At 38.5% G+C, this 23,455-nt stretch carries 25 protein-coding genes; 20 read left to right on the plus strand and 5 right to left on the minus strand.

Going from position 1 to position 23,455, the window contains the following annotated elements; genetic code table 11:
* Window positions 1–19 precede the first annotated feature (19 nt).
* The 3 genes from RCG19_RS21615 (at window position 20) to RCG19_RS21625 (ending at window position 3,774) form a co-directional block, all read left to right on the plus strand.
* On the plus strand, window positions 20–1,765 hold the full coding sequence (locus tag RCG19_RS21615; protein WP_308108854.1) for an acetolactate synthase catalytic subunit: 1,746 nt from the start codon (window positions 20–22) through the stop codon (window positions 1,763–1,765).
* Between the two features lie 27 nt (window positions 1,766–1,792).
* Window positions 1,793–2,887, plus strand: coding sequence for an SDR family oxidoreductase (locus RCG19_RS21620; RefSeq protein WP_308108855.1), 1,095 nt, complete (start codon window positions 1,793–1,795; stop codon window positions 2,885–2,887).
* A gap of 383 nt (window positions 2,888–3,270) precedes the next feature.
* On the plus strand, window positions 3,271–3,774 hold the full coding sequence (locus tag RCG19_RS21625) for a DinB family protein (RefSeq protein WP_308108856.1): 504 nt from the start codon (window positions 3,271–3,273) through the stop codon (window positions 3,772–3,774).
* An 82-nt stretch (window positions 3,775–3,856) separates the two neighbouring features.
* On the opposite strand, the gene RCG19_RS21630 is transcribed toward RCG19_RS21625, so the two are convergent.
* The gene (locus RCG19_RS21630; RefSeq protein WP_308108858.1) at window positions 3,857–5,200 is read right to left on the minus strand and encodes an NAD(P)/FAD-dependent oxidoreductase; all 1,344 of its coding nucleotides are present in this window, start codon (window positions 5,198–5,200) and stop codon (window positions 3,857–3,859) included.
* Window positions 5,201–5,597: 397 nt separating this feature from the next.
* On the opposite strand from RCG19_RS21630, the gene RCG19_RS21635 reads away from it, so the two are divergent.
* The 3 genes from RCG19_RS21635 to RCG19_RS21645 all read left to right on the plus strand — a co-directional run bounded on the left by RCG19_RS21635 (window position 5,598) and on the right by RCG19_RS21645 (window position 8,095).
* Window positions 5,598–6,173, plus strand: coding sequence for a TetR/AcrR family transcriptional regulator (locus RCG19_RS21635; RefSeq protein ID WP_308108859.1), 576 nt, complete (start codon window positions 5,598–5,600; stop codon window positions 6,171–6,173).
* Window positions 6,174–6,277: 104 nt separating this feature from the next.
* A complete protein-coding gene (locus RCG19_RS21640) occupies window positions 6,278–7,399 on the plus strand; it encodes an ABC transporter permease (RefSeq protein ID WP_308108860.1) in 1,122 nt (373 codons plus the stop codon).
* Entirely contained in the window at window positions 7,400–8,095 is a 696-nt protein-coding gene (locus RCG19_RS21645; protein ID WP_308108861.1) for an ABC transporter ATP-binding protein, read from the plus strand.
* Between the two features lie 196 nt (window positions 8,096–8,291).
* On the opposite strand, the gene RCG19_RS21650 is transcribed toward RCG19_RS21645, so the two are convergent.
* The gene (locus tag RCG19_RS21650; protein ID WP_308108862.1) at window positions 8,292–9,590 is read right to left on the minus strand and encodes an MFS transporter; all 1,299 of its coding nucleotides are present in this window, start codon (window positions 9,588–9,590) and stop codon (window positions 8,292–8,294) included.
* A gap of 963 nt (window positions 9,591–10,553) precedes the next feature.
* Between RCG19_RS21650 and RCG19_RS21655 the strand changes: the two genes are divergently transcribed.
* From RCG19_RS21655 to sstT, 10 genes are all read left to right on the plus strand, one after another.
* Complete coding sequence (locus RCG19_RS21655; protein WP_308108863.1) at window positions 10,554–10,742, plus strand: hypothetical protein; 189 nt, start codon at window positions 10,554–10,556, stop codon at window positions 10,740–10,742.
* Between the two features lie 148 nt (window positions 10,743–10,890).
* Window positions 10,891–11,187 carry a hypothetical protein gene (locus tag RCG19_RS21660; RefSeq protein WP_166242910.1) on the plus strand — a complete coding sequence of 99 codons (297 nt, stop codon included), beginning with the start codon at window positions 10,891–10,893 and terminating at the stop codon, window positions 11,185–11,187.
* 227 nt (window positions 11,188–11,414) lie between these two features.
* Window positions 11,415–11,885, plus strand: a complete 471-nt coding sequence (locus RCG19_RS21665) for a TMEM164-related integral membrane acyltransferase (protein WP_308111047.1) — start codon at window positions 11,415–11,417, stop codon at window positions 11,883–11,885.
* A gap of 346 nt (window positions 11,886–12,231) precedes the next feature.
* Window positions 12,232–13,233 carry a macro domain-containing protein gene (locus RCG19_RS21670; protein ID WP_308108864.1) on the plus strand — a complete coding sequence of 334 codons (1,002 nt, stop codon included), beginning with the start codon at window positions 12,232–12,234 and terminating at the stop codon, window positions 13,231–13,233.
* Window positions 13,234–13,310: 77 nt separating this feature from the next.
* Complete coding sequence (locus RCG19_RS21675; RefSeq protein ID WP_308108865.1) at window positions 13,311–13,961, plus strand: vWA domain-containing protein; 651 nt, start codon at window positions 13,311–13,313, stop codon at window positions 13,959–13,961.
* Window positions 13,962–14,092: 131 nt separating this feature from the next.
* Window positions 14,093–14,821 carry a polysaccharide deacetylase family protein gene (locus RCG19_RS21680; protein WP_308108866.1) on the plus strand — a complete coding sequence of 243 codons (729 nt, stop codon included), beginning with the start codon at window positions 14,093–14,095 and terminating at the stop codon, window positions 14,819–14,821.
* 214 nt (window positions 14,822–15,035) lie between these two features.
* Complete coding sequence (locus RCG19_RS21685) at window positions 15,036–16,010, plus strand: NAD(P)H-dependent flavin oxidoreductase (RefSeq protein WP_308108867.1); 975 nt, start codon at window positions 15,036–15,038, stop codon at window positions 16,008–16,010.
* A 187-nt stretch (window positions 16,011–16,197) separates the two neighbouring features.
* Entirely contained in the window at window positions 16,198–16,308 is a 111-nt protein-coding gene (locus RCG19_RS21690) for a YjcZ family sporulation protein (protein WP_166242897.1), read from the plus strand.
* Between the two features lie 33 nt (window positions 16,309–16,341).
* On the plus strand, window positions 16,342–16,476 hold the full coding sequence (locus RCG19_RS21695; protein WP_308108868.1) for a YjcZ family sporulation protein: 135 nt from the start codon (window positions 16,342–16,344) through the stop codon (window positions 16,474–16,476).
* A 337-nt stretch (window positions 16,477–16,813) separates the two neighbouring features.
* Window positions 16,814–18,052 (plus strand): serine/threonine transporter SstT, encoded by a 1,239-nt coding sequence (sstT, locus tag RCG19_RS21700; RefSeq protein ID WP_308108869.1) that lies wholly within the window; start codon window positions 16,814–16,816, stop codon window positions 18,050–18,052.
* 73 nt (window positions 18,053–18,125) lie between these two features.
* Here the strand turns inward: sstT and hpaB are convergent, their stop codons facing one another.
* A complete protein-coding gene (hpaB, locus tag RCG19_RS21705; RefSeq protein ID WP_308108870.1) occupies window positions 18,126–19,571 on the minus strand; it encodes a 4-hydroxyphenylacetate 3-monooxygenase, oxygenase component in 1,446 nt (481 codons plus the stop codon).
* A 116-nt stretch (window positions 19,572–19,687) separates the two neighbouring features.
* Complete coding sequence (locus RCG19_RS21710; protein ID WP_308108871.1) at window positions 19,688–20,035, minus strand: hypothetical protein; 348 nt, start codon at window positions 20,033–20,035, stop codon at window positions 19,688–19,690.
* A 296-nt stretch (window positions 20,036–20,331) separates the two neighbouring features.
* On the opposite strand from RCG19_RS21710, the gene RCG19_RS21715 reads away from it, so the two are divergent.
* Together RCG19_RS21715 and RCG19_RS21720 are read left to right on the plus strand one after the other, a co-directional pair.
* Window positions 20,332–20,712, plus strand: a complete 381-nt coding sequence (locus tag RCG19_RS21715; RefSeq protein ID WP_308108872.1) for a VOC family protein — start codon at window positions 20,332–20,334, stop codon at window positions 20,710–20,712.
* 82 nt (window positions 20,713–20,794) lie between these two features.
* Window positions 20,795–21,769 (plus strand): NAD(P)H-quinone oxidoreductase, encoded by a 975-nt coding sequence (locus tag RCG19_RS21720; RefSeq protein ID WP_308108873.1) that lies wholly within the window; start codon window positions 20,795–20,797, stop codon window positions 21,767–21,769.
* 86 nt (window positions 21,770–21,855) lie between these two features.
* Here RCG19_RS21720 and hemQ read toward each other — a convergent pair whose 3' ends face one another.
* Window positions 21,856–22,599 carry a hydrogen peroxide-dependent heme synthase gene (gene hemQ, locus RCG19_RS21725; protein WP_308108874.1) on the minus strand — a complete coding sequence of 248 codons (744 nt, stop codon included), beginning with the start codon at window positions 22,597–22,599 and terminating at the stop codon, window positions 21,856–21,858.
* 270 nt (window positions 22,600–22,869) lie between these two features.
* On the opposite strand from hemQ, the gene RCG19_RS21730 reads away from it, so the two are divergent.
* The gene (locus tag RCG19_RS21730; RefSeq protein ID WP_149870190.1) at window positions 22,870–23,043 is read left to right on the plus strand and encodes an asparagine synthase; all 174 of its coding nucleotides are present in this window, start codon (window positions 22,870–22,872) and stop codon (window positions 23,041–23,043) included.
* A gap of 90 nt (window positions 23,044–23,133) precedes the next feature.
* Entirely contained in the window at window positions 23,134–23,427 is a 294-nt protein-coding gene (locus RCG19_RS21735) for a DUF378 domain-containing protein (RefSeq protein ID WP_308108875.1), read from the plus strand.
* The last annotated feature ends 28 nt before the right edge of the window (window positions 23,428–23,455 follow it).

A 23,455-nucleotide genomic window follows, 5' to 3' on the forward strand; every position in this document is an offset into this window, starting at 1 on the left:
TATAGAAAGAGGAGATAAAATGATGACAAATTTAACAGAAGCGAATAAGGAAATTGAAATTTCAAAAAAAGAATTAACAAATGCACAGAGGTTTGCTCTTGCTTTAAAACGTAACGGCGTTAAGTATATCTTTGGCCAAAGTAATCCGCAAACGATTATGCTGGCATGTTCAGATCTCGGGATTAAACAAATCGGGTTTAGACAGGAAAATGCAGGTTCTTACATGGCTCAAGCATATGCTATGTGCTCCGGGACTGTACCTGTTGTGGCAGCCCAAAATGGACCAGCCGCGACATTATTAGTACCAGGTTTAGCTGAATGTTTAAAAGCATCTCATCCGGTCGTTGCCCTTGTAGATGAGGTGCCAATCGCTGAAGAGGAAAAAAACTCATTCCAAGAGATTGACCATCTAAAGCTATTTTCGGGAGTAGCAAAATGGGTAAAAAAGGTTCCATCCGAAGCACGAATTGAAGATTATGTAGATATGGCTTTCACAGCTGCCGCAAGTGGAAGACCAGGACCAGCAGTCTTGCTCTGTCCTAAAGATTTAACCTTTGATATGACGAAAAATCCTGTAAGAACTGAGAGAAAGGCATGTTTATCCAATTATCCTTTAGATAGAACCATCGCCGACCTAGAAAAAATTGAAGAAGCGGCAGAATTGCTAGTAAACGCCGAGCGTCCATTTATTTATGCTGGGGGAGGGGTCATTTCCTCAGGTGCTAATGATGAACTTCGCCAAATTCAAGAGGAATGTTCGATTCCTGTAGCAACAACGACCATGGGAAAAGGTTCAGTAGATGAAGAACATCCTTTAACCCTTGGACCCATCGGTTACTATATGGGAAAGGGTGGAGCTACAAAATATTTAAAAACAATGGTTCAAGAGGCCGATGTTATCTTATTAGTTGGAAACCGAACCAATCAGAATGGAACAGACTCATGGAACTTATTACCGAGAGATGCAAAATTTATTCATATCGATATTGACCCTACGGAAATTGGTAGAAACTATGAAGCACTGAGATTAGCAGGAGATGCGAAGTTAACATTAGCAGCTTTAAAACATGCCCTTTTACGAAGAAACTTGGAAAAAAGAGAGAAAATTCGTCCTATGATTAAAGAAACGATTTCAAAAGCTAGAATTGCACATAGGGAAGAAGCGGCTCAAATTCAAAGCTCAGACCAATCACCGATTAAAGTAGAAAGATTTTTAGCAGAGCTAGATAAACAATTAACCGACGAACATATTATTGTCGCGGACGCAAGCTTTTCATCAGTTTGGTTGGCGAATTATATAACAGCAAAAGGAAATCGGAAATTTATCTTTCCTAGAGGAATAGCTGGTCTCGGGTGGGGGCTTCCTATGGCAATGGGTGCAAAGGTAGCAAAACCTGATAGAAAGGTTTTTTGTCTTACAGGCGATGGAGGCTTCGCTCATGTATGGAGTGAACTAGAAACGTGTAAGCGGCATGGAATTGAAGTGGTGGTTGCAGTCATTAACAATGAAATACTTGCCTATCAAAAATTGGCAGAGCAGGCACGTTGGGGAAGAAATACAAATGCTTGCGAGCTTACAGCTGTAGATCATGCGAAAGTTGCAGAAGCATGTGGAGTAAAAGGTATTAGAGTAAGTTCACCAGGTAAAATAACAGAAGCATTGAATGATGCATTTACGAGCAAAGGCTCTGTTGTTATCGATTTGATTTCAGACCCTGCATCTATACCTCCTCTGCCATTTTTAAGTGTTTTAGAAAACGTATAAGGCCAAAATTCGGATGGTAAAGCGGAAATGATGATGAAGAAAAAAGTGTTAATAATAGGTGCAACTGGACTTGTAGGCAATGCAGTAATGAAATACTTTGGGACTAAGGATGACTGCAGTGTAATTGCTGTTTCTCGCAGGAAACCCGCTGAAACCTTTGGTGCCAGGCACGTATCTGTTGATTTAACCAATCAGGAACAGTGTCGAGAGGTATTTGGAAGCATGTTGGATATTACACACGTTGTTTATACAGCTTTATTTGAAAAGCCGAATTTAATTTCCGGGTGGACTGATCAGGAGCAGATTCATACTAATGCTCTCATGTTGCGAAACATGTTAGAACCCTTGGAAAAGGCTTCTCAAACTCTAAGACATGTCACCTTAATGCAGGGTGCTAAAGCCTATGGTGTGCATGTTAAAAAGATTCAAAATCCCGCTCGAGAGGGCATTTCGGAGATGCATGAGCAACCCAATTTTTACTGGTTACAAGAAGAGTATTTGAAAGAGAAACAAAAAGGAAAATCATGGTCATGGACTATCTTTCGGCCAGCAATCATTTTTGGTGAATCCATTGGTAGTCCGATGAATGTTCTTACCGCTTTTGGTGTTTATGCAGCTCTATTAAAGGAAGAAGGAAAACCACTTCACTTTCCTGGTGGTGTAGAAACTATACTTGTGGCGACGGATGTAGATCTTCTTGCTAGAGCGATTGCATGGGCAGGTGAAACTGAAAAAGCAAAAGGGGAAGCATTTAATATTACAAACGGCGATGTATTTGTTTGGTCAACCATATGGAAAACAATTGCAAACACTTTAGGGATGGAACCGGGTGAGAATGTTCCTTTATGCTTAACAGAGGAAATTCCAAAACGAGAGACAGAATGGAAATATATTTGTGAAAAATATGGGCTTGTTTCCCCGGGAATTAAAGAATTTGTAGGTTCATCATTTGAATTTGCAGATTACTACTTCTCATTCGGACATAAAGAAATGAGATATCCCCCACTATATTCCGATATGAAACTCCATAAAGCGGGTTTTCATGAGTGGGAAGATACAGAGGAAATGTTTGTAAAATGGTTTCGGTTGTTTCAAGAAAAACGGCTCTTGCCGCGTCCTTAAAAATAAGAAATAGTGATAGGCTACATCTCAAAGAGGAGTGCCTTTTTTCACACGAATTTGATAAATTTACAAAGATGTCCTTCATAGCTCTTATGAAGGACATCTTTTCTGGTCAGTGTGCCTGACCCCCAGTAAGTTAAAGCGTTAGCACAGTGGGGCAGAACCTTATTTATCCGTATTGTACAGCCTGCAAAAAATAATTCATAATCCAGAATGAACTTACATACATGCCAATTGTATAATTAAATAAAATGGGTTCATTTTTTATTTTGGCAAATGCCAATGTTATTAGTTTTTCTCAAAATATGCATTTATAATAGGATAAAGGGAAATACCTAGAAAAGGTCATAAAAATGAGTTTATTAAAAAGGAGAATGAAATCAATGTATTCATCAATAGTTGCATTTATTGACGATTGGAATCATGAAGCTGTATCTACTCAACATGTATTAGAAGCGTTAACGGATAGTTCCTTGCAGCAACAAGTCACTCCAGATGATCGGACATTAGGAAGAATTGCCTGGCATATTGTGACCAGCACACCCGGGATGCTAAATGAGTTTGGCATTAAAGTCCCATTTGTCGAAAACGCTGATACCGTTCCGCAATCAGCGAAGGAAATTGCAGAGGTATTCAGTCGAGTTAGTTCCGACACTGCCAAAGCTGTAAAGGAACAATGGAGTGACAGTGCTCTAACAGATGAAGTGAATGTGTTTGGAATGAACATGTCCAAGGCTGCAACACTCTTATTACTTGTTAAACACATTATTCATCACCGTGGACAAATGACCGTTCTTATGCGCCAAGCGGGAGTAAGCGTTCCGGGGGTTTATGGACCTGCACGAGAAGGATGGGCACAAATGGGGATGTCAGCTCCAACTATTTAATATCCATAGGGGGGTCTTTTGGTTGCTTGTTATTATACTAAAAACCACTAGACCCTGCCCCGGGACGCATCATCGGCAAGATTTATTTAGTAATACTCCGTTTTATTACACTCTTTACAACAATTTTTAGGTTCATGAGGGTGGTAATCGGACTGACGAGATTCATGACTTTTACAAAAGCGTGATAAATTTCTTGATTTTGCGATGATAATATAAAAATATTTTTTGCATACCATTGTTGAATCGTAAGACCTAATGGCCTTTTTCCACTTGTGGCAGGGTAGCGAAAATCTTCCGTAATCACCATATTCCAGATAGGGGCAATTATTTTTGCTTCCTGCTTGTGGAATGTGGTGGTTATTTCTTTCAGCATTTTGTTTTGGCACTGTAACAGCTTTTGCAATGCGAGTGCCTCTAACACGGCAATACTCATGCCTTGTCCAAAAACGGGATCAATCCTGCAAATTGTATCCCCAATCAATAAGAGTCCTTCAGGAAAATTCTTTGCCTGATCAACATGTTTCCAAGTGATTTGTGGAACTCGAAAAATAGATGTTTTGGATAAAGGGACCGCGTTCTTCACTTCTGTATAGATGTCCTGGTTAGGCAATTTTTGGGCTATTTCTATAAAGCTGTCTTCATTTTGTAAAACTTCCTTGTCATTTATTGCGTTATGATAGCCGATGAGGGTGACCATATAACGATTTCCCTCTACCTTGGAGATGGTTCCTCCTATTTTTTCCTGTGGAGGATGAGGATAGACGAGTTTAATCGACCAATCTCGCTCGGCACTTTCAGGCAATGAAAATGATTTACTAGCATAACTCAATCCAATTTTTACCTGTTCTTCTGGAATTTGCATGCCTCGTTTGGCTAACCAGCTAGTAGAAAGGCTGCTTACCCCGCTTGCGTCCACGATGAGGTCGGCATTCATGGTTTTGATGGAGCCGCTAGCATCAATGGTTTCAACTCCGTGAATTCGATTTTCCTCTTCATGATACATATAATTCTTGACCGAATGGTTGTACTGTACGGTTACATTTGAAATCCTCTTCATGTATTGTTCTATTATCCATTCTAAATGTGGCCGTGTTTGAAGAGTGGTGGTATATCCTCCATCAAACCGAACCTTCCACACTCCATGGTGAAACCATGAAAGGTCTTGAGTGGAATTGATTTTTACAGCACCACTTTTATGGAATGTATCAGTAATTCCTGGGAATAGGGATTCCAGACCATTCGCACCGGCAAAGAGGAGTGCATGTAAATGCTCACCTTGTGGAGCACCTTTTCGTGGATGTGGTCCTTGGGGTTCTTGATCACGTTCCAAAATGATAACCTCATGGAAAAATTCAGCCAATACGCGTGCCGCTAATTTTCCGGAAATACCGCCACCAATAATGATTGCTTTTTTATGTCGAAACAATGGATGAAACACCTCTTTAGCCATATTCATGTTTTCTAAATAAAGATAACATAGTATACTACTAGATTGAACTAGTAGTGTGATTTTCGCTAATATTCTCTCTGAATATAAGTTACCTACTGAATCAAAATAAATACAACAAGATGGGCGTGGATGGTGCCTGGGACTTATTCTTGGTATAATTTGTTTACAAAAAAGAAAAATTTATCACTAGAGGTTGATTCATGAAGGTATATAAGCTAAAAAAAGTAGTTTAGTGGAAATTTATTAATAGATGGGAACCCACTTTAAATGAGTTAGGAGGGTTACTATGGTTATTCTAGCCTCATTTCTACCATGGGAACCATCCCCGTGGAATCTTTAAATAGTATGGTAATGAATGAAAGAAGGGAATTTCATGGGGAGAGATCGGAAATTTAATACAGTGGATTTATTTCTTTGTACGAAAAAGCTCATTATTGAAACAGGGTATGAAGGGTTTACAATTGGTCAAGTTGCCAAACAGCTACACGTTTCACGAGCAGCCATTTATAAGTATTATCAAAATAAGGATGAATTGCTATTAGATTTTATGCTTGAGGAAATGAAAAATACATTGACAAGTTTTTCTTCCATTCCAGAGGAATTTTCCTTTTTAGATAAGATAAACTTACTTTTGCAAAGAATATTTCTGTCCAAGGATTTACATTTAATCCTTGGCATTCAAGAAGTCATTCCTACCAATGATGCTCCACTTTTGGACGCCAAGAAAAATCAACTTTCTCTAATGCATCGCGAACTATATAAACCTCTTATCCATGTAGTGCAGCAAGGAAAGACAGAAGGCCACATCGATATGGACCTGCCGAATGAAATGCTATTAGGATTTATCTTTCAAAGTATTTCTATTCCAAATCATTCAGGAATGGACACAGAACAAGTGCTCGAATATACGAAGAAGTTGATTTTAAATGGAATTCTAAAAAATAAGTGACAAACGTGTAACTTATGTGTATAATAATCTTTGCGAGGCACATAAGTTATTTTTTTTCTCAAAAGTGACGCATGTGTAACTTAATTTGAGGGGAGAGTTTCATCTTGTTTTTAGCTATAAAAGAATTACTGCATGCGAAATTTCGATATGTGATGATGGGTATTATTATTATCTTAATTGCCTGGTTGGTTTTTATCTTATCAGGGCTTGGAAATGGTCTATCGACTTTAAGTGCTGCCACGATTAAAAATTTAGATGCAAATTATGTTGTTTATGAGAAATCTGCTGGTGCCACCTTTAATAAATCTATTATCTCTAGTAATTTAATCGATGAGATTAAAGAAAATAAAGATGTAAAGGATGCAGCAGCGTTTGGATCATCAATGGCGGCTGTTTCTAAAGAAAAAACAGATGATAGTCACAAGAAAACGGATGTTGCACTACTTGGAATCACGCTCGGCTCATTTATTGAACCAGGCGTTATCGAGGGAAAACAACTTTCACCTAATGAAAAGTTTGGTGTTCTAGCTAATGAGAGTTTAAAAGATGCAGGGTACAAAATGGGTGATGAACTGCTTGTTTCAAATTCCAACATGAAGTTAACCATTATTGGTTTTGTTGAAAATGAAACATTTAACCATTTACCTGTATTATTTACGAATATGGATACCTGGAGAGATTATCAATATGCGGCACAAGGTTCTGACAATGGTGTTACTAAACCTGTTCAAGCCATTACTTTAAAAGCGCCTAATTTAGATGCTGCTAAGCTTGATAAGGAAATAAATGGCATTGAAACTGTTACAAAGTCAGTAGCTGTAAATGGGATGCCAGGGTATAAGGAAGAAACTGGGACAATTTTAATGATGCTTGCATTTTTAATCGTTATTTCAGCATTTATCATCTCCGTTTTCTTCTATGTCATAACAATACAAAAAACACCACAATTTGGTGTGATGAAGGCGATTGGGGCTTCGAATCGATTTATTTCTAAAGCTATTGTTGCACAGGTATTTATTTTGTCGTTTTTTGGTATTTTGGTAGGAGCAGGTTTAACGTATTTAACAGCACTTGCCTTTCCTAAAGAAATGCCCTTTGATTTAGATGTTAACCTAGTCGTCTTATATGCGTTTGCTTTATTAATAATAAGCCTATTAAGTTCACTAGTTTCAGTCCGGCAAATTACTAAAATTGATCCGTTAACAGCTTTAGGGAGAGTGGAATAAATGAGTGGTATTCAGTTACTTCAGGTTACGAAACAGTATAAAGAGGGAACCTCTACTATAACAGCTTTACAAGAAGCATCTTTACCTGTTAATCCAGGAGAGTTGGTGGCAATTGTCGGTCCTTCAGGCTCAGGTAAAAGCACTTTACTATCAATCATTGGTGCATTAATAAAGCCTACGTCTGGTAAGGTAATTGTAAATGGTCAGGACGCGGGAAAGTTAAATGCGAAACAATTAGCCGATTTTCGTTTAAATGAAATAGGTTTTATTCTACAATCATCTAACTTAATTCCATATTTATCTGTACTTGATCAGTTAATTTTAATTAAAAAGATGACAGGCAAGGTGAACAAAGAAGATCGTCAGTTTGCGATAAATTTACTGACAGAGCTTGGATTAGGCAATAAGCTCTCGAAAATGCCTAATGAATTATCTGGTGGTGAACGTCAACGCGTAGCCATTTCTCGTGCTTTATTCAATCAGCCTAGCGTTATCCTTGCAGATGAGCCGACAGCAAGTTTAGATTCTAAGCGCGCTCATGAAGTGGTGAAATTAATTGCGGATGAAGTAAAAAGGCGAAAAAAGGCAGCAATAATGGTCACGCACGATGAACGTATGTTAGCTTACTGCGACCGTGTCTATCACATGGAGGATGGGAAAATAATGTTAAAAGAGCTGCAAAGTTCCGCTAACTGACCTACTTACTAGCGGCTGATTTGAGAAGTCCAAGAGGATGATTTACAAATTAGACGAAAAATAGTATATTCGGTGCCTGACCCCTCAGCAATATAAAGCGTTATCCAAGTAGGGTCAGGCACTAAAAGTACATACATTCACTTGCTTAGTAGGAACTGAAGGAAAAGCGCAAACTCCTATTTCTTTCATTAGCAGGCTACTTGTTACCTCCACGAGACCAAATCACCACTGGAATAAGTAATAAGGACAAAATTCCGCCCCCTAATGATAATGTTGGAAAACTTGAACCAGCCACAATCATGCCTGACAGTACTCCACCAGCTGCTCCTGACAAGGCAATTAATACGTCGACTGTCCCTTGCGTTTTAGCTCGTGTGGAAGTTTCTGTTGAATCAACAATAAGTGCCGTCCCACTGATTAAACCAAAATTCCATCCTAAGCCAAGTAAAGAAAGAGCAATCACTAGTGGAACCATCGAATCTCCTGGTGCAAATGCTGCCAGCAAACCTGCCACAAGCAACGTAGTGCCAGCGGCAATCGCCATCGCAGTACGCCCTACCTTATCAACCAGGATGCCTGTAACCAGTGAAGGGAGATACATGGCACCTATATGAAAACCAATAACAAGACCTACTGCACCCAAACCATGTCCATGATGCATCATATGAACTGGCGTCATTGTCATAATCGCTACCATGACAATTTGCGTAAGAATCATAATTGTTGCACCAACCATTATGCCCCGTTTGTTTTCTGTCAGTTTAGTTGTTGCTAAATGTCCTTTACTACTAGAATCTAGGCTGTTCGCTTCTATCGTTCTAGCGATAACCAATGGATCTGGACGAAGCATGATGAAAAGGACAACACCTGATAAGAGATAGGCTGCTGCCGCTAAAATGAAAGGACCGGCTAGTGATGGAACACCAATAGAAAGGGCGAAATTCCCCATCACATTCACCAAATTTGGTCCTGCAACTGCCCCAAATGTTGTAAAAACCATCGTCATACTTATTGCAGTTGCTCGCTGTTTTTTATTTGCTAAATCCGTACCTGCATAACGGGCTTGTAAATTTGTTGCTGACCCCGCACCATAAACAAGTAAGGAAGCAAATAAAAGGAAAACACTATTTAAGATTGCTGCCATGATGACTCCAAATCCACCAAGTCCGCCAAGCAAAAAACCCGTTGTTAATCCAGTACGACGTCCATATGCTTGCGAAAGTCTTCCAACAAACCAAGCTGCTCCTGCTGACCCTAAAGTAAGTAATGCTGTAGGAATTCCAGCAAACGCATCTGTCCCAAGCATTTGCTGTGCCAGAAGTGCCCCTACCGTAACACCTGCTGCTAAACCCGCTCCACCAAAAATTTGTGAGATACTTACAACGATTAAAGTACGCTTGTATAACGTTTTTTGTTTTTCTGGAGAATGAATGTAGCTTTGTAACCGAGCGAGTTGGCCGTCTACCGATTTTACATTTACCTTCTGTAACATCATCTAACCTCTTTTCTAGAAACCTCATTTTCATTCATATTTACTTCCAACTAGATTTGAATTATCATAATATGCACAATAAAAGCTATTTATCTTTCCAATTTGGACTTTAAAGAGAACGACTTAGGATAAACTAACCGATTTTTGCAAATTTGTTTCGCATTAAAAATATAAATAGAAACATAAAAAGGGGAATCATATAACTGATTATTTCTATCATGAAAGTCGTCGAAAGGTCTTTGTAATGTCAAAACCATGAAGGAGATATTGCATAGCATATTTGACCAGCCAAAAAGAAAAGCCGATGATAAACCCAAGCATCATATTTTTGGACCATTTTGGATGAAAGGTGATTCCGATATTTTTATACTCATTTGCCTTGGTTAGCATGAGGATTCCTTTCAATAATGGAAAAAACAAAAGGACTAATAAAACTTGTAGCCAAAATAGACCTGCTTTCGCAATTACAATGTTCAAATATAAATCTAGCAAATGAAACCTGTTAATACTTTGCCATAATAAGACATATGTACCCCTTTTTTCTTTTTATTCTTATCATATGAAAAAAGCAAGGCAATGCCTAGTCGTTTCTTCGAATTAAATTCCTTTGCCGAATATCCTCTAATGTTCCTTACCCTCTGTTTCTATTGTAGTTGGGCTGACTTTTGCGTTTGTTGGCGGTCAAAAAGGAAGTGGGAAAAACGACTAGTTTTTCTCCACTTCCTTTTGAAATCCCATTATTGGCAACTTTAAGTTGATATACATTGTGGTTACAGTGTCAATGCAATAAAAAGTGCATTGATGACAAGGGCTTTTGTTTTCGTTGTACTTGTCTGTGAGAATGTTGCATTCATACGATTACCACTTTTTTTATTAAAAATAATATCCTATAATTAGAACTTGGTATAACTTTTTAGAAAATTAGTAAAAAGAATGAATCAATTTAATATCACTTGAGGTTAAATAATGAAGGTGTATAAAGTAAAAAAGCAGTTTAACGGCTATAAAAGGGGAACACTGTTTTACATGATAAGTGAATCAGAATTTATTGGAGTAAAAGAGTTTGTGTTGCGAACGGAGGATTTAACAACTAGAATCATGATCAATGAAAGTGAATTCCTTTCCCACTTTATGTTTATAAAAGAAGTCTTTTAATAAAAGTGGAGATAGCAAATCGAATTTCCTAGAAGTATTCTCTTTGGATGTAAATGAGATTTTTAGTTTAGGCAGGTTCTTATGGGCGGGACCACATCAGTAATAACCATGTGGCTGTCCCCTAGGTCACCCGAGTGGAGGTATATATATGATGATTGATGAGTATTTCGCAACAGCGATGGAAGCCTGGAGTATGATGCAAAAGACATCCGGTGATGAAGGGGCAGAATGGGCAGAAAGATTTGAACGATACTTTTATGAATTTATTGATGAATTGAAGAAATGGTGGGCCACTCTTCATTCAAAGCCAACGAATATAGAGGATGCGGAGGAGTTACCTGAAATAAAAAAATGGATGGAACAAATTCCAGCACCCGTCCAACTAAATTTTCTGATGGAATTAGAAGATATTTTGGAGGGAATAGAAACGGAACGCTTTGATTAAGACACCCCTTAATACGTATTTGAAATTGAAAAAACATTTTATGTACATAAACAGTTTATGACCTATGATTTTTGAATAGTCGACCCCAAGCAAAGCAGCTCTGCAACAGAGTTGCTTTTTTGATTTGAGCTATATAATGGCTCGGCGTGACAGCTTTAATGGGTATTGAATACAATTTAGAATAACTCCTACTAAGAGGTGGTGATAACATGTTTTCTGAGACGGGGATGCATGGCTTTACATTATTTTCAGTTGAACATATTGCTGTGTTGCTTATATTCTTTGCTGCCTGTTGTACGTTAGTGTATTTTAGAAAAAAACACAAGAAATACCATCAGATGATTAAATGGACACTGTTTATCATGTTGCCGATATGTGAAATCTCTTTACAATTATGGTTACTTTTAACTAATCAGTGGGAAGTGAGTAACCTTCCGCTGCAGTTGTGCTCGATTAGTACTTTTTTAGCTATGTATTTATTTTGGAACAGGAACGAGAAGGTTTTTTATTTGTTGTATTTTTTTGCTACCCTTCCTCCTATTTTAGCGATGGTTACGCCAGAAATGGTCTATACATTTCCTCATTTTAGGTTTATTGAGTATTTCCTTCACCATTCCGTCCTTCCATTGTCCGCATTCTATTTTATCCTATATGAAGGGTACAGAGTTCCCGAAAGGCAATCATTTTTACTTATGTAACCGTCAACATTATTGCCGTGCCTATTTTTATCTTAAATCAATTCCTTGGCACAAACTTTTTCTACTTAGCGAGTCCAACAGAAACTAAAACGATTCTGACCTATTTCGGCAATGGTTTCTGGTATTATATGAATCTAGAAATTGCCGCACTGATTGTATTTTCCATCACATATTTGCCAATGGGGGTTTTACAAAGGAAAGAAATTTCCAAGTCTGAACGGTAGAAGCCACAGAACCATGGGGGCTGTTCTTGTAGTCACAAAAGCCACTAGAACCGCCCACATGGGACGTGTTATGATAAAAGAAAGAAACGGATGATTTATTTTGTGAGAATGGGGAAAATCGTATGCCACTAGAAATCGTTCGCCATGATATTACAAAAATGACAGTAGATGCAATTGTGAATGCTGCCAATACCTCATTAAAAATGGGTGGTGGTGTTTGTGGAGCTATATTTCAGGCTGCAGGTATCCAAGAATTACAAAGGGCTTGCGATCAACTTGGAGGATGCAGGGCCGGAGAAGCCGTCATAACCAACGGATTCCAATTGGATGCCAAATTTATCATACATACTCCAGGTCCAATTTGGAATGGGGAAGGAAACAAAGAAGCAGCCCTGTTAAAGTCATCTTACATAAACGCTATGGATCTCGCCTATAAACATCAATGTGAATCCATCGCGTTTCCGTTACTATCGACAGGAATATACGGCTTTCCAAAAGAGGAAGCTTTACAAATCGCAGTTTCCGCCATTAGTTCATTTATATTACAACATGATATGCTCGTTTATCTCGTTGTTTTTGATAAAAATTCTTTCTCCATTGGAAAGAAGCTGTTTTCTTCCATTCATCAATATATTGATGAGCATTATGTTGAGGATGCGGAAATCAGTTATCCACGTAAAATGGATGAACGTTATATATTGGAACAAAAGCTGGATTCCGAAATTTTTCAGGAGGATCTCTTAAAAGAAGCCGATTATTCTTTAGTTGATAGGTTAGAGCAACTTGAGGAATCGTTCTCCGAGCGATTGCTTCGATTCATTGATCAAAAGGGAATGACCGATGTTGAGACGTATAAAAGAGCGAATATTGACCGTAAATTATTCTCGAAAATTCGCAATGGCGTAAATTATACTCCAACGAAGAAAACGGCTATTGCCTTTGCCATCGCCCTGCAATTAACGTTAATGGAAACGCTTGATTTGCTGAATACCGCCGGATATACCTTTTCCCGCAGCAGCAAATTTGATGTCATTATTGAATTCTTTATTCAACAAGCCAATTACAATATCCATGAAATTAATCAGGTCTTATTCACATTTGATCAGCCACTACTTGGTGCCTAAAATGTCGCTTTCGAAGCGACCTTTTTTTATGGAATCCTTGATATCCTTAGTTTATTAACCAACGGAGGATGAATAGGATGAAAAAAAATGTAACTGAATTAGTGTTTATTTTAGATAAAAGTGGTTCGATGGCAGGGCTGGAGTCAGATACAATTGGCGGGTTTAATGCGATGCTGATGAAACAACAAAAAGCGGAAGGGGAAGCCTTGGTGACAACTGCATTGTTTAATCACCAGTACGAATTATTGCATGATCGTATGAATGTAAGAGGAATATCACCTATTACGGAAAGTGATTATGAAGTCTGTGGCACGACCGCATTATTAGATGCGATTGGTTTTACGATTCAAAAAATAGCCAATGTTCAAAAGCGAACAAGTGAGGATGAACGTGCTGAAAAGGTCCTGTTTGTCATTACAACGGATGGAATGGAAAATGCTAGTCAGGAATATTCTCCGGACAAAATCAAAAAAATGGTTCAGCAGCAAAAAGATAAATATGGCTGGGAGTTCATGTTTCTTGGTGCTAATATCGACGCCGTCTCAACCGCTGCTGAATTTGGAATCGATGAGGACTTTGCTGTGGAGTACCATGCTGACCATGTCGGTACGCAGTTAAACTATGCGGCGGTAAATGAAGCGGTCCTCAACCTGCGAAGTGGCAAAAAGATTGATCGAAGCTGGAAAGAGGGAATTGAAAAGGATTATCATCAACGGATACATAATTGAGTAAGATGATGATTAACCTAAGGTATAAAAATATTTGAAGCGCCTGAGATGATTCAGGCACTTTTTTGATTATGATAGAAACTAATTTTAACGGAATAATAACAAGGAGACTTTTTAAGGTGGTGATTTGGGTGAAGAAGTACTTATTCATCCTGCTCTTTTCCATTTTTCTTGGATTTCCGACACTAGCTTCCGCGAAGCAGCATGTGCCGATCTTAGTGTATCATTCGATTGCAGAGTATAACGGTACAGGATCAAAGGAGTTATATGTCACGCCGGAAAATTTTGAAAAACAAATAACGTACTTACGGGACCATGGGTTTACGCTATTATCGTTCGAACACTGGAGCGATAGGAGTAAAGTAACTAAACCGATTCTACTTACCTTTGATGATGGGTACAAAAATAATAAAAATGTCTTAACCGTTTTCCAAAAACTAGAATCGTCCCACTTTAAACCTAAGGCTACCATTTTTGTGATCTCTGATTTTATTGGTCATTCCAATCGGTTGTCTCCTACGGATTTAAAAATATTTGTGGAGTCTGGGTATTTTTCCATTCAGTCACATACAGCAACACATCCCGATTTAACCAAAATAAACAATTATGAACATGAATTGAAAGATTCCAAAGAAAGGATTGAGAGGATAACCGGTAAACCCGTATTCGCCCTAAGTTATCCATATGGAAGCTTCAATAAAAAGGTTGTTCAGGAAACGAAGAAATACTATTCATTTGGACTTACCACCACACCCGAATTATTTATCGAAAAAGGCATAAAAGATGAGCTCTATTATTTTCCACGGATTTACGTAAAGAATTCCACAACAATAGCGGACTTTGCGAAAATTGTGGACTAAATAGTAATGCCTGTACTCCAGAGCAATAAGGGGGACAGGCATCATTTTTCCACCATAACATTAAAATAAAATGATTTTCCGAAATTTCTGAAATAAATTGACTGTGTTCCTCTCATATGGTAAGTTTTTACTAAAGTAAACGTTTTCTATTATTTATCTTTAGATTTAAATTAGCAAATTATTATTCTAATATGAGTAGAGGAGTTGTATACATATGTCAAATATTCCGTCAATCCTTACTAACTTGAGGATTCCTGTCATTGGAGCACCGATGTTTATTATTAGTACGCCAAAACTAGTCATTGAGCAATGTAAGGCAGGGGTTGTTGGCTCGATGCCTGCACTAAATGCAAGACCCGCCGCCCAGCTTGATGAATGGCTAGCGGAAATCACAGAGGAGCTAGCAGACTTCAATGCTCGTAACCCAGAGCGTCCAGCTGCCCCATTTGCGATTAATCAGATTGTTCACAAGAGCAATGATCGCCTTGAGCATGATATGGAATTATGTGTGAAATATAAAGTTCCAATTATCATTTCTTCCTTAGGGGCACGCGAAGAAATTAATGTGGCCGCCCATAGCTATGGAGGCGTTGTTTTTCACGATGTCATCAATAATAGGTTTGCACATAAGGCCATCGAAAAAGGAGCAGATGGTTTGATTGCAGTTGCTACCGGTGCGGGTGGTCATGCTGGAGTCAAGAGCCCGTTTGCGTTAATTCAAGAAATCCGTCAATGGTTTAAGGGTCCGCTCGCTTTATCTGGGTCTATCGCTAATGGAAACGCGATTCTTGCCGCTCAAGCGATGGGGGCAGATTTTGCTTACATCGGATCACCATTTATTGCTACAGAAGAAGCGAGGGCAGCAGAGGAATATAAGCAGGCCATTGTGGATTCCACTTCTGATGATATTGTCTATAGTAATCTATTCACCGGTATCCATGGGAACTATCTTGCATCTTCAATACGAGCTGCCGGTTTGGATCCTGAAGCACTCCCTGAAAGTGATCCAACCAAAATGAATTTTGGCGGCGACGGAAAGGCAAAGGCCTGGAAAGATATTTGGGGAAGCGGACAGGGGATTGGCGTTATCAATCAAATCTCGAGTACGGCCGTATATGTCGACAAGCTTCATCAAGAGTATAGTACGGCAAGAAAAAATTTAATGAAGTCCAGTGAAGTATTTGCATAGGACATTTCCTTTCAAACAATCGTTTAAAAAGCTGCCTCGTCAGCTTTTTTTTATGAAGATTTTTATTTTTTTGAAGGAAAAATCACTCCCATCCCTTATAAAACCAATCTTTCTGCTTGGAAGAGCCCTTACACATTTTCACTTTATACATACTTTGTAGTAAGTCGGTGAAAAGGGGGTTTGTTATATGGATGGTGCAGGAGCAGGCGGAGGCTTTGCTTTAGTGGTTGTATTGTTTATCCTTCTCATAATTATTGGTGCGTCCTTTATGGGCGGAGGATTTGGAGGATACTATTAACCAATTAAAAGCTGATTGAAAGGGGGGAAATTTATGTACGGATATGGAGGATTCGGCGGCGGCTGTGGCTGCGGCTATGGCGGCGGTTTTGGATACGGTGGCGGCTTTGCCTTAATCGTTGTATTGTTCATCTTGTTAATCATCATTGGTGCAACTTGTTTTTATTAATTAAAAACAAGTAACTTATTTTCTTGAAATAAAAAAGGCCCTTTTTTAGGGCTTTTTCATTTTTTAAAAGGTGCTCTATTTCCTAAAGGAAAAATAAAGCACTGCAAGATATAGTAAGCGATACTATTCAGTTTATCCTTGGTTTATAAAATGATCTGTCTATTGAATCCCTTCATTTTAGCATTCGAAAATGATAGCATGATAAGAGTGGCTTAAAAATGATATTGTAATATATCTAAATATTCATTATAATACTATTAGTTAAAATAATAATGTAGCTGAGAAAGCTAGTCTTTTTGGTATCTTGCTATTTTCTTAGACTATGGGGGGAACATCTATGAAAAATCTGATGAAGAAATGGAATCAATTAAGCTTGGTCAAACAAATCATTATCGGTTTAATTGTTGGTATTATCCTGGCGGTATTGATCCCAGAAGCAGCAAAACCAGTGGTCATTTTAGGTTCCTTATTTGTAGGAGCACTTAAAGCGATTGCTCCCGTCCTTGTTCTATTCTTGGTCATGTCAGCCATAGCGCAGCATAAGAGCGGTCAACAGACAAACATGAAATCAATTATTAGCCTTTATCTATTGGGTACCTTTTTAGCAGGGTTAATCGCCGTTATTGTAAGCTTTATTGTTCCTGTAAACTTAACACTTGCAAAGGGTGCCGAGGATTTAACAGCTCCTGGCGGTGTTGTAGAGGTTCTTAAATCATTATTATTGAATGTGGTTGATAATCCTGTCAAAGCTATTTATAATGCCAACTATATCGGTATTTTAGCTTGGGCAGTAGTTCTTGGCATGGCTTTACGAAATGCACCAGCTACAACCAAAACGATGATTTCAAATTTTTCAGATGCCGTATCCAAAATGGTTACATGGGTCATCAAGTTTGCCCCACTTGGCATCATGGGACTTGTGATTGACTCGATTACGACAAATGGGATTGAGTCCTTACTAAGCTATGGAAAATTACTTGCTGTTTTGGTTGGATGTATGCTGTTTGTGGCATTGGTTGTGAACCCAATCATGGTGTTTGTGGCCATTCGTCAAAACCCATACCCACTTGTATTCAAGTGTATCAGGGAAAGTGGTATTACCGCATTCTTTACCCGCAGTTCGGCAGCTAATATTCCGGTAAATATGAAATTATGTGAAAACCTAGGCTTGAATAAAGATACCTATTCTGTCTCCATTCCATTAGGTGCAACGATCAATATGGCGGGTGCAGCCGTTACGATATCAGTTTTGACACTTGCAGCGGTTCATACTTTAGGCATTCACGTGGATATCCCTACAGCTATCATTCTTAGCGTCCTATCAGCTGTTTGTGCCTGTGGTGCTTCTGGTGTAGCAGGTGGATCCCTCTTACTGATTCCACTTGCTTGCAGTCTTTTCGGAATTCCAAATGATGTTGCCATGCAGGTTGTTGGAGTAGGCTTTATCATTGGTGTATTGCAAGATTCCTTTGAAACAGCCCTTAATTCATCTACGGATGTCCTTTTCACAGCAACAGCTGAATTTAAGAAGTGGCGAAAAGATGGTAAAAAAATTGAGATTAAAAAAGCAGCTTAATGTGGCCACCTACGTACAGTTGGTGAATAAAGAAAGGAACCCCGGCTCATAAGAACCGGGGTTTTTCTTCTTTTTACGAAGAAGTAAGAAATTCGTTCATTTTCTTTACATATTCATCTAACGGATAGTGGTTATAAAGATTGCTCGCTAATTGAATTGGGTCGCCAAAAAAGTATCTTTCATATTGGGTTTGCCTTGTGCCGAATGAACTCATGGTAAGATCCCATGCTAATCGAAAAAGCTTCACCCGCTCATTAGCCGGTTTGTTTACCCCTTGAAGATAGTGGTCAAGATCTGCTTTGATTTCGGATTCGAATGCCGCTTCAGTTGGCAATGTTACCATACCGCTGGCACCTATCAATTGAATAATCTCGCAGAAACGAGGATAGATTTTTGGGAAAATATTTGTGGCGACTTGAAGGGGAAGTAAACTTGGGCGCATATAGCCCCACTCATCGAGAGTTGCGTCATTTTCAGACTTCTCAATCAGTGCTTTCATGGTTTCAAGGCCGATGATGATTTCTGAAAGTTTTTCTTGGATATGTTGATATTCTTGGACATTTATTGTCTCCACTAACATTTCAGCCAGCCCTAAAATAAATTCTGTTTTGACAATTTGCCTTGTTAGGACTTGATGGGTGGCAAAGTGGTGAAATGAGCTAAGAAACATGAAATCACTTGATGCCTCGACATTATCATAAAAAAAGACACGATCCCAAGGAACTAACACATTATCAAAAACCACTAGTGAATCCATTTCCTCATATCGAGAGCTTAAGGGATAATTAAAATGAGACTCACCGCCAACAAACGATTCCCTGCAGATAAATTTTAATCCTTTTGTGTCGGAAGGTATAGAAAAGGCAAATGCTTCTTCTGACTCCATGAACTTCCTTGGCGCCGTATAGACCAATACTTCATCGGTTATGCCCCCTTGGGTAGCAAGAAGGCGGGCGCCCTTAATCACAATTCCTTGTTCATTTTTATCTATCACCTTAGCGGAGATTGGCTCTTTTGAATAATGAAAATGATATTGTGAGCGATTTATTTGTGGAGTAATAAACGTATGGGTAAAGGAAAGGTCTTGTTCCCGAGCTTTTTCATACAATGCGAGAATATTTTCAGGAAAGCAATTTTTCTTACCTTTTAATAGGGCAGCGGAAGAGGAGGCAAAGCTCATAATTACTGTGTTCATATAGTCCGGACTTCTCCCCATCAAGCCATGAGTGTGTTGGGCCCAACGTTCCATCATCTTTCTTCGTCTTTTTAAGTCTTCTTTCGTTTTTGGCTGCAGATAGGAAAGCCCGATGGGATCCCCCTTTTCAGTGACCTGGAACGTCATCTGGTTTCTTATATTTGGGTCATTTTGCAAATCATAAAGAGCAGCTTTTGTCTGAAGTATTCCTTTAAAGGCAGGATGATTCGAAAGCATACCGGCAATTTTTTCCCCTTCAACCCAAATTTCTGTCTTCATTTGATCGATTCGATCGATAAACGATTTTCCATCTATGGTTCCCAATTGTACCTCACCCCATTAAATTAACATATCCAGCCGATTGATCTACTTCCATTTTATTGGAATTCAAAGCAGCTTGTTCCTTTGGAATGAGCCTTATTTTCACAGAGGAAAAAATATTAAAATAGCATGTCGCGATACACATCGATTAGCTTACATAACGCAACAGCCAAACCTACTAAGCTTGCCTTCATTTTCGCGGGATGGTTTTTCTTATTTGCGTATTGGTAAACCCACACAACAATAAATCCCAATGGAACCCATAATTCAAATTTACCGCCATTTGACATGGATTGTGAATAGATTGGGGCCGTATAAATACTAACCAAGAAATAGAGAAAAACAGTAAAACTACGATTCTCTAATTCTTTACTCGATCTCCATAACAAATATAGGATTATTACAAAAATAGCAAAAGTAAGGATAGGTAAAAGATGTATGGTGGTATTCCCAAATTCAATTTGCACCAGGAATCAATCCTTTCTTAAATCAATTATCCACAATTTTCCTTTATCGTAGCATATATTGGTACCAGTACGGCACCTTATTCCATGTTCATGCTCCATTCAGTCACGCAGAACACTGCTACGTGACCGTTTCTCATAATCCTGCTTTTTTTAGTAATGTAGACAACTACATCAAACCAATAGCCTTTAGGTCTTCCGCCATTTTTCTTACGGTCATGTGATGACCAAAAGTAGACAATATTTTGTTTACCACAATATAATTAAGGATAATAATAAAGTTGAATGGAGAGATGTACATGATTAATAAAGTTGGACAAATTATGGTATATGTTACTAACCAAGATGAAACAGTAAAATTTTGGACAGAAAAGGTAGGTTTTGTTGTTATTTCTGATCAAAATAATGGTCAAGGGATGAGATGGATTGAAATTGCGCCTTCAAAGGATGCTGAAACAAGTATCGTTCTCCATAATAAGGAATTAATTGCGAAAATGCAGCCAGAGTTACATTTAGGTACACCATCTCTGATGTTTTACTCCAATAATCTTGAGCAATTATATAAAGATTTTACGGATAAAAATATTACAGTCGGTGAAATGGTTCAAATGCCTGGCGGTAAAGTGTTTAATTTTGCTGATAACGAAAACAATTATTTTGCTATCATGGAGAAAAGGTAACACCTACTAGACAGATGAACGGCTAGAATACCAATTTTTAGTCGTTTTTATGTTTATTTATTTTTAGGGGGGACAGGTAAAAATGAAAGCAATTGTTGTGAATCAACCTGGAGGAGCGGAACAATTACAGGTTCAGGATGTACCTGCTCCAAAGATAAAACCCGGTGAACTATTGATAAAAGTAAAAGCTTTTGCCATCAATCGGACAGATATCGTTGCCCGAGAGGGAAAAGCGGGTTATATGACCAATCCGATTTTAGGGATAGAAGTGGCTGGTGAAGTGGTGGAAGCTGCTGAAGATGCCATAATCGATGTAGGAACACGGGTCATGGGTCTTGTAAATGGCGGTGGTTATGCTGAATATGCGGTTATGCCAGCGGACAGGGCAATGAAGGTTCCGGAACATTTATCATTCGAAGAGGCCGCTGCGATTCCGGAGGTTTTCTTAACCGCCTATCAAACATTGTTTTGGTTAGGAGAACTAGCCCAACATGAAACCATACTCATTCACGCCGGCGGTAGTGGTGTGGGGACAGCAGCCATCCAATTAGTCAAACAAATGACCAATGCAAAAATTATCACGACAGCTGGGTCACAGGAAAAGCTAGATTTTTGTCAATCACTTGGTGCGGATATTGGCATTAACTATAAGCAGAAGTCCTTTGATGAAGAGGTATTAAAGGCAACGAATAACCAAGGAGTTGATGTCATTCTTGATTTCATTGGGGCTTCCTATTGGAAGCAAAACATAAAGAGCTTAAAAATTGATGGTCGCTGGGTTTTAATTGGTATTTTGGGCGGTTCAATCGTTGAAAACATGAATATCATGGAACTCATGGCAAAAAGGGCCCAAATAAAAGGTACTCTATTAACACCAAGAACTGATCAATATAAGAAAGAGTTAACCGAGGAGTTTATAAGCAAAGCAAAGTCTTTATTTAATCAGGAAAAAATCCGGCCCATTGTCGATACTGTTTTCCCATTTGTGGATATTCAAGAGGCGCATCGGCATATGGAAGCAAGTAAGAACATAGGTAAAATTGTCGTTCGAGTTTAGTATAAATGAAGTCAAAAAGCAAGAACATATTTACATGCTCTTGCTTTGTTTCTATGAGCGAATCTAAAAAAGCGATATTTTAAAAATTACATACAAAAGAACGAATTAACTTCTGCAGTCTCTAACAAATTCCCGATAAAGAATGAGCCAAAAATACCATATACAGCGCTCACTTCATCAAATCTGGTTTCATAGATCAATTTTTTGAATTGAAGGGCATCATCGCAAAATAGGGAAACACCCCATTCAAAGTCATCAAAGCCGACAGAGCCGGTGACAATTCGTTTAACCTTTTCGGAGTAAGGCTTTCCGGTGTCAATATGCTCAAACATTAATCTTTTTCTGTCTTCCTTTGGAAGCATGAACCAGTTGGTTTTTTCACCACGAAGCTTACTCATCGGATAAAAACAGATATAGTCCATTTTTGGAATAGTTGGGTAGAGTTTAGCTCTCATGGCTGGATCCTCAAATGGATTAGCTGCCATTCCAGAATAACTGCTTTTTTCAATAACGGACACGTAGGAGAACGCCGGCTTTGTAAAATCAGCCAGAGCCGTTTTGTTGAAGGCTGTTTTCACTTCGATGAGGTCTTTCATCGTTGGTCTTAGAATCATGAACATAAGGTCAGCTTTGTTGCCGGCAATGGTATAGACAGTGTGACTGCCGTTATGTTCGTCCTCAATGGTTTCCCACTTATGTAATAGTTCTTTAAATTCATGAAGGGCCTGATCCCGCTCGGCCTCAGTAGCTACCTTCCACTTAGCCCAATCCATTGTCCGAAAATCATGCAAACAGTACCAACCTTCAATAGTTGTCATGGCTTCGTTCATCATTATCACTCCAAAATGAAAGTATTATTTAGTATTTCCTATGTAAATGATAATTATTTTCACCAAAGAGTGTTGTGATATATATCACACAAACAAAAAAATAAGTGGAAACCATACTGAGGTATAAGAAAATATGGTGCAGGAATTAATGGAAACGTTTAAACCGTTATTTATCCTTTTTCCAAAATGTTGGATAGGATATTTCAAATTACCCGGGTAAGAATAAAAATGGTGTTTAGGCACCAACTAACGACATGTGGGGGAATTGCGATGAATATTCGTGAGGGGTTAATTCCAACTGCTTTAGGTACTGCAGTAACAGCGACAGGTTATGCATTAAAGCAAAAACGCGGGTCGAATAAAATGGTAGCTAACACTGTTTTTGGTTTTGGTCTAGCACACGTGGTATTAGGTGTAATTGACCTTGTAGAACACCGCCGTTAATGAGCAAGGCGAGTACCGTTCGTACTCGTCTTCTGTGTTTCGCATTAAAACAGGATTTATAGAAGAAATAAAATAAGGAGGTATAAGTGCATGAGATTCATACACAAAATTGCATTAGTACTAGTCATAATAGGTGCAATAAATTGGGGGTTAATTGGTTTATTTAGATTCGATTTAGTTGCCGCTATTTTTGGCGGACAAGATGCCTTTTTATCTAGAGTCATCTATTCTCTTGTTGGATTAAGTGGTCTAATTTGTATAAGCCTGCTGTTTGCGCCAATGCGAAAGGAAGAGAAAGATGTAAATCGGCAAGGCACTGGAAACTTAAATTATGCTACCGAATTTGGTGAGGAAACCGATTTATCAAAATTAAAAAAGGATTAAAAAACACTTAAGATGACCTAGTCATCTT

The sequence above is a fragment of the Neobacillus sp. OS1-2 genome (assembly GCF_030915505.1).
Classification (GTDB): Bacteria; Bacillota; Bacilli; order Bacillales; family Cytobacillaceae; genus Neobacillus.